The 12,760-nt window shown below is 44.4% G+C and carries 14 protein-coding genes; 6 read left to right on the plus strand and 8 right to left on the minus strand.

Going from position 1 to position 12,760, the window contains the following annotated elements; translation table 11 throughout:
- Window positions 1-180: 180 nt before the first annotated feature.
- The 5 genes from NQ095_RS06200 to NQ095_RS06220 all read left to right on the plus strand — a co-directional run bounded on the left by NQ095_RS06200 (window position 181) and on the right by NQ095_RS06220 (window position 5,380).
- Window positions 181-2,280 carry a BglG family transcription antiterminator gene (locus tag NQ095_RS06200; RefSeq protein WP_258262612.1) on the plus strand — a complete coding sequence of 700 codons (2,100 nt, stop codon included), beginning with the start codon at window positions 181-183 and terminating at the stop codon, window positions 2,278-2,280.
- A gap of 19 nt (window positions 2,281-2,299) precedes the next feature.
- Window positions 2,300-2,566, plus strand: a complete 267-nt coding sequence (locus NQ095_RS06205) for a PTS sugar transporter subunit IIB (protein ID WP_060671682.1) — start codon at window positions 2,300-2,302, stop codon at window positions 2,564-2,566.
- A 30-nt stretch (window positions 2,567-2,596) separates the two neighbouring features.
- On the plus strand, window positions 2,597-3,964 hold the full coding sequence (locus NQ095_RS06210) for a PTS ascorbate transporter subunit IIC (protein ID WP_258262613.1): 1,368 nt from the start codon (window positions 2,597-2,599) through the stop codon (window positions 3,962-3,964).
- Between the two features lie 278 nt (window positions 3,965-4,242).
- Window positions 4,243-4,728 carry an RNA polymerase sigma factor gene (locus tag NQ095_RS06215; RefSeq protein WP_258262614.1) on the plus strand — a complete coding sequence of 162 codons (486 nt, stop codon included), beginning with the start codon at window positions 4,243-4,245 and terminating at the stop codon, window positions 4,726-4,728.
- A 1-nt stretch (window position 4,729) separates the two neighbouring features.
- Entirely contained in the window at window positions 4,730-5,380 is a 651-nt protein-coding gene (locus NQ095_RS06220) for a zf-HC2 domain-containing protein (protein ID WP_258262615.1), read from the plus strand.
- Window positions 5,381-5,621: 241 nt separating this feature from the next.
- Here the strand turns inward: NQ095_RS06220 and NQ095_RS06225 are convergent, their stop codons facing one another.
- Together NQ095_RS06225 and NQ095_RS06230 are read right to left on the minus strand one after the other, a co-directional pair.
- Complete coding sequence (locus tag NQ095_RS06225) at window positions 5,622-6,605, minus strand: ABC transporter permease (protein ID WP_258262836.1); 984 nt, start codon at window positions 6,603-6,605, stop codon at window positions 5,622-5,624.
- A gap of 7 nt (window positions 6,606-6,612) precedes the next feature.
- On the minus strand, window positions 6,613-7,539 hold the full coding sequence (locus NQ095_RS06230) for an ABC transporter ATP-binding protein (RefSeq protein ID WP_258262616.1): 927 nt from the start codon (window positions 7,537-7,539) through the stop codon (window positions 6,613-6,615).
- Window positions 7,540-7,646: 107 nt separating this feature from the next.
- Here NQ095_RS06230 and NQ095_RS06235 point away from each other — a divergent pair, with 107 nt between their 5' ends.
- Window positions 7,647-8,417, plus strand: a complete 771-nt coding sequence (locus NQ095_RS06235; protein ID WP_258262617.1) for an SGNH/GDSL hydrolase family protein — start codon at window positions 7,647-7,649, stop codon at window positions 8,415-8,417.
- Window positions 8,418-8,578: 161 nt separating this feature from the next.
- On the opposite strand, the gene NQ095_RS06240 is transcribed toward NQ095_RS06235, so the two are convergent.
- The 6 genes from NQ095_RS06240 to NQ095_RS06265 form a co-directional block, all read right to left on the minus strand.
- A complete protein-coding gene (locus NQ095_RS06240; protein ID WP_258262618.1) occupies window positions 8,579-9,319 on the minus strand; it encodes a phosphotransferase family protein in 741 nt (246 codons plus the stop codon).
- Window positions 9,320-9,410: 91 nt separating this feature from the next.
- Window positions 9,411-9,662: a hypothetical protein gene (locus tag NQ095_RS06245; protein WP_258262619.1), complete on the minus strand. Its 252-nt coding sequence runs from the start codon at window positions 9,660-9,662 to the stop codon at window positions 9,411-9,413.
- An 85-nt stretch (window positions 9,663-9,747) separates the two neighbouring features.
- Window positions 9,748-10,020, minus strand: a complete 273-nt coding sequence (locus tag NQ095_RS06250) for a YesK family protein (RefSeq protein WP_258262620.1) — start codon at window positions 10,018-10,020, stop codon at window positions 9,748-9,750.
- A 16-nt stretch (window positions 10,021-10,036) separates the two neighbouring features.
- On the minus strand, window positions 10,037-10,828 hold the full coding sequence (locus tag NQ095_RS06255; RefSeq protein ID WP_258262621.1) for an AAC(3) family N-acetyltransferase: 792 nt from the start codon (window positions 10,826-10,828) through the stop codon (window positions 10,037-10,039).
- Window positions 10,825-11,010 carry a hypothetical protein gene (locus NQ095_RS06260; RefSeq protein ID WP_258262622.1) on the minus strand — a complete coding sequence of 62 codons (186 nt, stop codon included), beginning with the start codon at window positions 11,008-11,010 and terminating at the stop codon, window positions 10,825-10,827. Before NQ095_RS06260 ends, NQ095_RS06255 begins: the two co-directional genes overlap by 4 nt.
- 271 nt (window positions 11,011-11,281) lie before the next feature.
- Window positions 11,282-12,454: an MFS transporter gene (locus NQ095_RS06265; RefSeq protein ID WP_258262623.1), complete on the minus strand. Its 1,173-nt coding sequence runs from the start codon at window positions 12,452-12,454 to the stop codon at window positions 11,282-11,284.
- Between the last annotated feature and the right edge of the window lie 306 nt (window positions 12,455-12,760).

Below are 12,760 nucleotides of genomic sequence, written 5' to 3' on the forward strand. Positions count from 1 at the left end.
AAAATCCCTATGCTGTTGCCTACTTCACCTCACTGTTCATTTTTGCAAAAATACCCCTTACGAACTCTACACAGTGAAACCCCTTTCATTATTGATTAAATGCCCATATACTAGACTCATAAGATGATCATCTAACAAACAAGAATATAAATATGCAAAATTAACTAGAGGAGGATCCTCATGGTATTGGATAAAAGACGTGCACACTTATTATCCATCATTCAACATTCGCCTGACCCGGTCCCGACGAAGGAACTTGTCGCTAGGATGAATTTGTCCCAACGGACCATTTATTACGATCTTGATCAGATCAACAACTGGCTGAGGACGGAAGGGTTGGAACCAATTGAAAGTCAGCATGGGAAGGGGTTGTTTTTGCCCCCTGATTCGAAATCGAAGTTGATGATTTCCAAGGATCAGAGTTTCGAAGATTGGCAGTATCAGTTATCGAAAGAAGAGCGTGAAGTTCTCATTAAAGCATCCATCCTCTTGGAAGAACAAGATGCCTCGATGCAGCGCTTTATGGATCTGACGAGCATGAGCCGGGGGACGATCGCAAAGGTCATTAAAGACATCAAACAGGAATTTCACGAAGCAGGTTTGCACTTGTACTATAAAAAAGGATCGGGTTACCGGTTGAGCGGTCCCGAGGAGGCAAAGCGAACGATGCTTTCCACGATCCTTGCCAGCATCTTCTCGCATCACGATTGGCAGAATGTCCGGAATGAGGTTCACAAGATGATCCAGCCGGAAGCCGATACGTGGTCACAGGAAACGGAACAAAGGCGCCTGGTGAGAGAAATTCTTTATGAAGCGGAAAAGGAGTTGGGATTGACGCTGACGGATGAAATGGTCGAGATTCTGTCCCTTCAGATCCTGATGATCATGAAGCGGATCGAACTGCACAAGTACATTTCGGTGCCTGACGCAGAAAAAGAAGTCTTGAAACAGACAGAAGCCTACAGGGCAGCCCTTCATATCACCAAAAAGCTTGACGTCACTTTCCCGGATGACGAAGTTTGCTTCATTACGATGAACCTGCTCGGATCCAAGGTTCAGCAGGATGATTTCACCCGCTATACGGAACAGGAAATGTCAGGGCTGAAAAAAGTCGTTCAACGGATGATCCATGATTTCCAGCTTTACTCCTGTGTCGTATTCGATGACAAAAAGGGACTCGAGGAAAACTTGATTTCCCATATTAAACCGACATATTATCGGCTCAAGTACGGGCTCTCGATTGCGAATGACCTGTCTGACAGCATTCAAACGACGTATCCGGATATCTTTCATCTGACGAAGCGTGTCATGAAGCACCTGGAACTGTATGTCGGAAAAATGGTGCCAGATGAAGAAGCCGCCTATATCACCCTGCATTTCGGTGGATGGTTGACGAAAGAGCAGAAGAAGGTCGAAACGAAATTCAAGGCCCTTATCATATGTGAAAACGGGATTGGGACTTCGAACATGCTCCGGACCCAGCTCGAGAATCTGATTGCCGGGCTCAATGTTATCACCACTCTCTCTATGAGGGAGTATCGAACGAACGAGTACGAGGCAGATATTATCTTTTCCACGAATTATATAAAAGAAAAAGACATTCCCGTCATCCATGTGCCCGCCATACTGACCAATTCAGAAAAGGAACGGGTCATGCAGCGGATGAATGAACTATTCGATTCGAAGACGACCGAAAAGAACCGGACTGATCTTCTGATGGACGTGATCAAGCGTCACGCGACAGTCCATCAAGAAGACGCACTGAAAAAAGAACTGGTCCAGCTTTTAGAACAAACCACTCCCACGTTAAAGGAGCTCAGAAAGCCTATGCTTAATGAATTACTGACAGAACAGACGATACAGCTGAAAGATCGTGTCACGAGCTGGGAGGAAGCCATCAAGGTGGCGAGTCAGCCCCTAGTCGACCAGCAATCGGTCCGACCGGACTATGTGGAGGCGATGATCACGAACGTGAAGGAACTGGGTCCTTACATCGTCATCGCACCGAACATCGCCATCCCCCACGCACGACCGGAGACTGGTGTCGAACAGCTGGGGATGAGCTTCCTGCGACTCGAAGAACCCGTTTACTTTTCTGAAAAAGAAAAGCATCGCGCCCAGCTCATCATCGTGCTTGCGGCGATCGATAATCAAACGCACTTGAAAGCACTCGCACAGCTTACGGAATTATTATCGAATGAAAGCAACGTCGAGAAGTTAATCTCAGCAAATGATCAAGAAACCATCATTGAATTAATCAATCAAACAGTAGAAGTATAAATCTGAGGAGGAAATCAAAATGAAAAAAGTATTAGTCGTATGTGGAAATGGATTAGGAAGCAGCATGATCGTGGAAATGAACGTGAAAGCAGCACTAAAGGATATGGGGAAAGAAGCGGAAGTTTCCCACACGGATCTGACAACAGCCAAGACGGAACAGGCGGACCTATTCCTGGGCTCTGAAGATATCGTCGAAAGCCTGGAAGACGGCCGTAAGAATGTCGTGAAGTTAAGGAACCTGATGGATAAGAACGAATTGCGTGCAGCATTGGAACAAAATATCTAGACCACTTTATAACAAGAAGGAGCGATACAAATGATTGATATCATTATGAAGGATATACTCGGTACACCTGCGATCCTTGTCGGTCTATTCGCCTTAATCGGACTCCTCATCCAGCGCAAGAATTCAGGGGATGTCGTGTCCGGAACATTGAAAACGGTCATGGGCTTCGTCATCCTCGGGGCGGGTGCGAATGTACTCGTCCAGTCCCTCGGGCAATTCAGCAGCATGTTCAACCACGCCTTCGAAGTCGACGGCGTGATCCCGAACAACGAAGCGATCGTGGCTCTTGCACAGGAAAGCTTTGGAACGGAAACAGCGATGATTATGCTGTTCGGTATGGTTGTCAATATTCTTATTGCACGATTCAGTCCTTTTAAATACATCTTCTTAACCGGACATCATACCATGTTCATGGCCTGCATGATCGCCGTCATCCTGACGACCGGCGGATTTACCGGAGTACCGATGATCGTTCTTGGTTCGATCATCCTTGGGGCACTGATGGTCTTGTCTCCTGCGATGCTTCAGCCGTTCACTCGCAAAGTCACGGGCTCAGACGACTTTGCCGTCGGTCACTTCGGATCGATCGGTTACCTCGTTTCCGCAATGGTTGGGAAAGCAGTCGGGAAAGGAAGCAAATCGACTGAGGAAATCAAAGTGCCGAAATCACTCGGTTTCCTGCGTGACACATCCGTTTCCGTTTCTCTGACAATGGTCATCCTGTTCTTCGTCGTAGCTGGCGCAGCAGGTCCAGCGTTCGTCGAAGGAGAATTAAGCGGCGGACAGAACTTCCTTGTCTTCGCCTTTATGCAAGGGATCACATTCGCCGTCGGTGTGTACATCATTTTAGCAGGGGTTCGCATGCTCCTTGGTGAAATCGTACCTGCCTTCAAAGGGATCGCGGACAAAGTCGTCCCGAATGCCAAACCGGCTCTTGATTGTCCGGCCATCTTCCCTTTTGCCGGGAACGCGGTCATCATTGGATTTCTATTCAGTTTCATCGCCGGTCTTGTCAGCATGTTATTTTTACCTTTACTCGGATTGAAGGTCATTGTTCCGGGACTCGTCCCTCATTTCTTCACAGGAGCAGCTGCCGGAGTGTTCGGCAATGCAACTGGCGGACGCCGGGGTGCCGTCATCGGCTCCATGGCGAACGGAGTCATGATCAGCTTCCTGCCGGCCCTCTTGTTACCGGTGCTAAGCTCACTCGGATTCCAGGGAACCACGTTTGGAGATGCAGATTTTGGTTTAGTCGGCATCGTGCTTGGTAACCTTGTCAAACTGATCGAATCCAATATGATGGTATTCGTATCGATCATCGTTCTTCTCGCTGTCTTGTTCTTTATCAGCTTTAAGTCTAAAGGGACTGGGGAGAAGGATGAGACAGAAGTAGCATAAAATGGATTCAGCCACCCGCGAGTTGCGGGTGGCTTTTTTCGTTGCAAGCAATGGGGTACAGGAACCTTGGCTCGTGAAATCATTGACTTTGTAAAAAAACATTCTCTAATAGAAGGTTTTCGTGTAATCTAGTCCATGTCATGATATTTTTGAGAAATTTTCACAAATTATTTTTAAATAAATTGTAACGAATGAACGCTTTTCTGGAGTAATAGATGAATAGATTTTTAAGGGGTCATTCGTTTATGACCAACACTTTATCGAAATGGAGGTAAGACGTGGATAAGGAAGATGTTTATCAAGAATACGCAGATATTATATTCAGATATTTAGTAACCATGACAAATGACGCTCAATCTGCTGAGGAGTTGACTCAAGAAACATTTTATCAAGCCCTTAAATCCATCGATCATTTTCAAGAAAACGGAAAAGCCACGTTTTCAACCTGGCTCTGTTCAATCGCCAAAAACGTTTGGCTACAAGAAGTGAATCGCGAAAGGAAGAAACACCGGCTAGTGGAATCACTGAGCAGTGAACACACTCCCGTTTACAGTTTGGAAGACCAATATATTCAAAACGAAGACAAAATCCACTTTTTTAAGCAAGCTCAGCAACTTAGCGAGAAAAAACGTGAACTCCTTTATCTCAGGTTATTGGGGAATTTATCCTTCAAAGACATTGGCTCGATTTTGGGAGAAACAGAGAATTGGGCAAGAGTCACATTTTACCGTGCCAAACAACAAATAAGAAAGGGTGATCAATGAAATGAACCATCATGTGTTTAAAGATTTGGTTCCAAGCTATATGGAACATTTAACGAGCGAAGAAACCAATAGGCAAATGGAAGTACATATGGAGCAGTGCAAAAACTGTAGAGAATATTTACATGACATGCAAGAAGACTGGTTGTCTGAAAATGAGCATGAACAGGCAAAGGAGGATAGAAATGTTGACTACTTAAAAAAGGTACGATCAAAGAATAGAAAGAAAATACTCACGATTGTCACCTCTCTGTTATCCCTTTTCCTCATTTTGATCATTGGCTATTACCTGCTCTATATTAAAATGTGGATAGCAGAACCAAACGATGTTCAAACAACAATCCAAAAGCAAGGCAACACAGTTAACCTGACATTTACATCAAAACAGGACAACCGCTATCTGTTACTTAGAAAAGAACAGCTGAATCAAGACTATATAGACAATATGATCGTGTATGAGATGCGAGAAGATCTATCCACACCGGAAAATTTGATGGATGGAATCAACATAACGTATACTTTCCTCGATGAAAACACATTACTACTGAATAATGGGAAAGAGAAAAAACTGACAGCCGATGACAAAATATCCATTCAATATAAAGACAGCACGAAAGAACTATCATTAATGGATTTATACTATTTTGACAATTAAACAATGGGGACGAGTACCATAGCTTATTGTGTGCCAAGGCATCTGTCCCTGCGTCATCAAATCTGATGCACAATTTCCAATAATCCCTTTGTATCTTTGGAAGAGACCCTCTCAGACAATCTGGCCGCAGCGATGGTTTGGGTCCACTGAAACACTTACTCTTTAGACAAACCGCTTTTCTCACTATAGCGATGAATTTAGCCACCCTCAATGTATGTGGAGGGTGGCTTCAATGATGCACTTAATACATATCCTTCTGAGTGAAATTCCAAAACGCAATGGCAAGGCAAGCGACAGTCCATGCTCCAAGTACTGTTAATGAAAACGGCAGTGACATCCCTTCGATTGGCGGAGCTTGACCTTCTAAGTAATTGATCAGATCAAAATTCAAGTTCACCAAATACTTTGAGCTCGTCCAGCTTGAACCGATAGAAGATAAGAGGGTGCCTGCAATCAACACAGCCATCATCGCCCCGATACCGGTTGCTGTATTTTTAACAAGTACTGAAATCATCAGGCTTATGGTTCCAACAGTCGCTGTAACGACCCATGCAAGACCCGCGGACATCAGTAAGTATTCCCACATCGGAAGGGTATGGATATAGGTCGTCGAAAACTCACCAGAAGGAGAAGCTTGAAAGCCCGTCAGAATAGGTGCTGTCCAGCCATCATATCCGAGGACAATCCCTGAAATCCCATAACAGACAATTACCGTAGCTGCCATCAGCATCGACGTATACAGCAAAACCGTCAGCCATTTGGCCATCAGGATCTTCCATCGTTTTACCGGGCGGGATAATAATGTCTTGATGGTCCCATCATTGTATTCCCCACTCACAACGTCAGCCATAATAATAATGATGAGTAAAGGCAGGACGAGTGTGAGTCCCTGTGAGAAGAAGATGCGGATGAATGTAGGTGCTCCAGGATAGTTCGGATTAATATTGTTGTCCAAGTAGTATTGCTTTTGCTTCAAATCCAATTCAAGGAATTGTCTTGCCTCATCCTGGATCCCACTGGATGCAAGCCTGTTTTGCCGATCGACTATCTCCTGCTGCAGCTCCACTCGCCAGTCCAGCGTACCCTGCTTTTCAATCTTCTCTTGTATCTCCCGGTATTGTGCATATGTAAACATAGAGACTAGAATGATTAAAATAGCGACGACAACGGCAAAGCGTTTTTTGGAAGCCATTTTCATAACCTCATTATGAATCAGACCCATCATATTTGGATTAGACAATATGATCGCCCCCTGTCAAACGAATAAATAAGTCTTCCAATGTCTGGACCTTCCTTTCAATGGTCCATACCTCGATTCCAGCCTGTAGTAACGATTCATTCAGGATCGACGTTTTGCTTTCATCCATCAGCGTATGGATCGTATGATCATCGTACAATTCTGCAGATTGGACATAGGGAGATGCTTTAACGATTTCAAGTGCACGAAACGCATCATTGACTCTCCAGTCCACACCTGATGACAATTCATCCACTAAATCCCTCACCTTTCCTACCTTCACGATTCTCCCATGGCTCATGATCGCCACACGATCGGCAAGCATTTCGATTTCACTTAATATATGACTGGATACAAGAACGGAAAGACCCGTTTCATCGACCAGTTTCCTTATAAATGTACGAAGGTCCTTTATTCCCATTGGATCCAACCCGTTCGTAGGTTCATCCAAAATAAGCACTTCCGGCCGGCCCAACAATGCTTGTGCAATCCCAAGCCTCTGACGCATCCCCAATGAATAGGTCTGTACCTGGTCATCAATCCGTGCAGTCAGATCAACCAGATCAATGACCTCCTGTATTCGTTCACTGTCCACCCCAGGCAGCATCCGTGCAAACAGCTGCAGGTTTTCCCGACCGGTCAAATACTTATATAACTCTGGATTTTCTACGATCGAACCAAGACGCTGCATCGCCTGAACAAATTGCTTTCTCACATCAAAATCACAGACTTTAATAACTCCCGATGTTGGCTTGATCAGACCGACGAGCATCCGGATCGTCGTCGTTTTCCCCGCACCATTGGGACCAAGGAATCCAAATACTTCTCCTGGATATATGTCAAATGATATATTATCAATAATCGTCTTTTTCCCTATTACTTTCGTTACATTTTTCAATTGAACGGTTGGCTTTATGCTCATATTTATCACCCTACATCTATTCTAACCAACTTTTTTCTCAATTGCTCTTTTGAATACTCAGCAAGGGTAAAAGTTGGTACAATCATAATAGAAGGAGAGAATAAAAGATGAAAAAATGGATGTGGCAACTATTTATCACCCTTTCCCTTGCTCTGACCGTCCTATTTGGATATGGATTTGTAAGAGCCTATTCGGATATCGCCAACCCTCCCCAAGAGCAGATATCAGCAGAATCAGAAGAAGCTCCCGACACTCCTGGTGAAACGTATATTGCACTTGGCGACTCATTGACAAGGGGGGTAGGATCTTCAAAAGGAGAAGGTTTTGTCCCGCTGGTTGGAGATTCACTTAAAGAAACCAATACGGTGGAGCGCTACCAAAACTTAGGTATACGGGGTGCCAGGATTGAAGATTTACTGGCCCAATTAGAACAAAAGGATGTCAAGCGATCTCTTAAGGACGCCAAAATCATTTCCATCACGATTGGTGGAAACAATCTCTTTAATTCTGGTGAGATTTTAAACAATTATTCAGAAACTGCAGCCCTTGGAATTCTGGAAACCGAAATTCCTAATTTAGAAAAAACGTTTGAAACCATTCGTGACATAAATAAGGATGCCGTCATCCTCTATATGGGACTATATAATCCCTTTAAGGAATTACCGGACGGGGAGTCCTTTGATTCTGTCATCCAAAAATGGAATGAATCTGCCCGCACATTAGGCTTAAAATACGACGTTCAAGTGGTGGATACCTTCAATTTGGTAACAGATGCCAAACGCGATCTTTCAAGTGACAACTTCCATCCAAATGATGCTACATATCAGCAAATAGCTGATAGCCTATCCCTTGTCATTGAAAAAAACATTATTCAATAACCAAAAAAAGGTGAATCCATCGTCCACATGAAGCAGGATTCAGGAGTCACCTTTTCTTTTTCATTTGTTTGTTTTTTCAAAGGATCATCTACTTTAATCGTTTCTCCCAGAAAAGCCATGGGGACAGGTACCCTGGCTTTTTCCTGACCCTAGGCTTTTTATCAAATCTGATGCACAATCTCTAATAGTCTCTTTGGATCTTCGGAAGAAACCTTCTCTGACAATCTTGCTGCGGCGATGATTGGCGCCCATTGGAAAATTTCATCTTTAGACTGACCACTTTTCTCACAATACAGCCGCATATACATATCAGCCAGTTCTTTTGATACCTGGGAATACAGGAGATAGGTGCGATACACGTCAGCCCGTCTATCCCCCGCACTCGAATCCACCCAGTCGATGATGGTGATGTTATTCTGTGACAGGATTAAATTGAATAAATGAAAATCACCGTGACAGAGTCTTTCTTCAAAGGTCATGGAATCTAGTTTTTTCAGTAAGATGGGCTTCATGTGATGATCCAATTCAGGTGCAGATTCTATTTGGCGATGCAGCTTTTCGGACATGGGTTCAATGGAATGAGCTTTGATCTGATGAATGCCTATTTGAATGTCCACTGACATAGCCATATAATACTCGGCTCGTTTCATGTTGTCAGTCAACAGATCCCCTATTGGCCTCCCTTCTATGTGTTCCATGATGATGACCTGTTTTCCATCTATGTTTGTGACATCATAGATTTCAGGTACAGGCAGTCCGCATGAGTGGGCATACTGTTGCTTTTTTGCTTCTTTCATAGATTCCTCAGCCGGTAAAGAGTCGTTAAAGACTTTGTATATTTTATTTTCAAAGAGATAGACTTTGGCTGTGTTTCCGGTTGCAGTTGGACTTCCCAAGTTCATTGTTTGTTCTCCTTTTTTCTAAATTTCTTTATTTCAATAAAACAAAAGAACTTCTTTGCCCAAGAAGTTCTTGACGTAATGAATGTATTCCCTAAGGCTTATTCCAAAAAAACGTCGTCACCACGAACGGCAAAAGCACACCGACTACTATTATGAGGCCATTTCCAAACAGTCCAATCTTTCTTTGGATTGTTTTCTCTCCGAACAAGCCTGCCACAAAACCTACGACTGCCATAATGACCGCAGGCAGTAAGAATGTGTCTTTCCCTAACAGGGCTAAAAAATAGCATACTAGACCGATGAGAAAAATAATGAATGACCCCGTACTGAATACTTTTTTCAATTGTAACCCTCCTCATCACTAACCTACATATGATAAATGGTATAAAAACATTCTTCATCGAGCCAAGTCATTATATATTTGCTGATTATTGGGTTCTCAACACGATATTTAATAAAAAAGAACAAACCAACCCCGACACCGCTGCCACCAGTCCGTTCAATCCAACTGCAGTCAAGCTCATGCCACCCCATCCGCCAACGGCAAGACTCATGAACCAGCATGCTGCTGATAAAATAGCCAGTGCGAAGAAAAGCTTCACATTAAAATAAGACGGAATCCCACCATATTTCTGCAAAGCCTGTAAAACACATGCAACAACTGCCCCAATGACGATTAACGATAACACGTCAATTGACATGATGTATGCCTCCCCGTCATTTTCTGTTCTTATCCATCCAGCTTACAGCGAAGTCCACCATTTCTCTCATCGGCATGAAGTAGCTCCTCGCTTCCCCGACCATACCCTCTTTCACATACTCTGTTTCTCTACAAAAATCTTCAAAAATCCGGTCAAAATCATCGGATTCATTATTGATATCGCAATACGTCGTCCAGACTTCATTGTCCCCTTTTTTCACTTTCACATCCCATATCTTCTCTTTCACAAAGGTGTTGTCTTGCCTATATTCTGCGAGATGTAAAGAAGTATTTGAATTCGTCGGGGCACCCTGGAGAAGAATAGTGCCACCCAGCTCATACATCCTTCCTAATGGGGATTGTTCATTCATGGAAAAGTCGAGACCATGTTCCTGCGTGATGCGGGCAGCGTCTTTCCCCCAGGCAGCGAATGATGTGTGGGGGTGCGGGCTCCGTTTCACCCCGTCCTGCTTTCTAAATGTCTCGGCGATGAACCCCATGTATGAGGAGGGTGTAAGATCGGGATGAAAGGTCGGCATGTTCTCCCGGATGAGTTCCAGCTCTTCATCGGTATATCCGCTTCCATATTCCGTCGGGTCGCAAAGATGCTCGGTTTGGGTGGGCATGACGATGTTTCCTTCTGTACCGACCGCCTCTTCCAATGCCAGGATGACGGAAACCGGGCCGCCTATGACTCTGCCGATTGACCTTAAGGATGAGTGGACGATGACGGTCATTCCTTTTGTAACTCCTATCCTATTTAAATCTTTTACAATATGTTCTTTGGTGACGAGTCTTCCTTTTTTCATGGCTTTTTCACCCTTTTTCTTGGTTTCACCTGATTCGTCCCCATGAGATAACTGCCGACACCAAGCATCATCCCACCACCGACACTTAATAACACCCCTAGGCTTGCGATATAAGTAGATAAATAGACACCCGACATAAAGAGTAGTAACCCTGTTATGAATAAAAATGTACCTGTTTTCATGTTTGGTTCCTCCGATCGTTTTTCTTGGTGGTTTTAAGATGGGGATTCACCATACTTCTTTAAAGTTCAGCTATCAGGAAAACACCTTTCTTAAGGTTTTTCGACAAAGGGATTCTATTGTGATTATCAGGCTTACTACATCAGATTCACATTAGATCAAGCACCTTGAATCGCCAGATAAACCACCACTTCCTCCCCGCCATCCTCCATTGGATGATACGTCTCCACAATTTGTGTTCTACTAGTCAAATTTTAACACATTTTTCCTTTTTTATGATATAAAAAAAAGCTCCCCACTCAAAAAGTGAGAAGCTTTTCTCTTACATCCGTCGGTGAATCCCGTCCATTCAATGGCATAGCCGAACAGCGGAAAGCTGATCATGATGACAAAACTCTCCATCAAACCGATCAGGGAAAGGAAAGTCGACCGTATATTGCTTTTCAAAAAGCTCTGGACAAATGAGCTGAAGATCGGTTCGAACAGACTCAACAGTTGGGCAAGGATCAAGAACGACAGCAGAATCGCCCAGTCCGTAGCAAAAATGAACAGAACGAAAAACACTAGAAAAAGACCAAATCCGTAATACAGGATGTTAAAAAATTTAAATCGTTCCTCCACTTTATAAGCAATCTTCGCCATCACGACGCCAAGAAGTCCTTCGATGGTGAACACGGCTCCGACAACCACGGACGAATAGCCCAGTTCCACAAAGTATTCCTGCCCGTAGAATACCATGATGACCATGACCGCACTTGCCAGTATAAAAAGGACAACCGGTGCGTGAATGACCGAATTATTCCTCCAGACGTTAACTCCCAACCTGAATTGATGGACCCACTGATTGTACCAGCGACCATTGACGTCCTCCGTTTTCTCCCGCTCTGGTTCTTTCATGAACAACAGGGGAATCACAGCCAGGACGTGGGTGATGATCGTGGATCCGTACACCCACTCCCAGCTCACTTCCGCCATGAATCCGCCTAGAAATTTAGCAAGGCTGAGAGACAACAGGGAAATCGCCGTCATACTTCCGATGACCCGCGTATAATCCTTTTCCCGTTTCTCATTTTTCAGTGTATCGTAGGCAAAGGCCTGCTCGGCTCCCGAATGAAGGGTGACCATGAGCCCCATGGACAGGAACGCCAGGGTGAACATGGAGAAATTTCCGCTGAAGAGCATGAACAATCCGTAAAGCAGACTGAACAGATTCCCGATCACCAGGCTGACCTTCCTCCCGTACAAATCAGCAATCATCCCTGTCGGAACCTCGAATAACACGATCGCCAAATGGAGCAGTGCCTCCAACACCCCAATCTCACCTAAGGTCATCCCCTTGTCACCAAGATAGATAACCCATAGTGCCCGGTCAAAAAACAGCTGGGCAAAAAAGAGATAAAAGTATAGTAAATAGATATTGTTTTTTGTTTTTAATATTTTCATCATTTCATTTCGTCCTCTCATAAAAAGCGCAGGCGGCTCGCCCAGAGGCGACAAGCATAAGATAAACAGGACGAGAAGGCGTTCTTTGCCTTTTTGGCCTGTTTATCTTATGACCTCGAGCCTCTAGCCGCCGGAGCTGGATTGAAAAAGCGCAGGCGGCTCGCCCAGAGGCGACAAGCATAAGATGAACAGGACGAGAAGGCGTTCTTTGCCTTTTTGGCCTGTTTAGCTTATGACCTCGAGCCTCTAGCCGCCGGAGCTGGATTGAAAAAGCGCAGGCGGCTCGCCCAGAGGCGACAAGCATAAGAT

It is taken from the genome of Rossellomorea sp. SC111, assembly GCF_024733565.1.
Lineage (GTDB): Bacteria > Bacillota > Bacilli > Bacillales > Bacillaceae_B > Rossellomorea.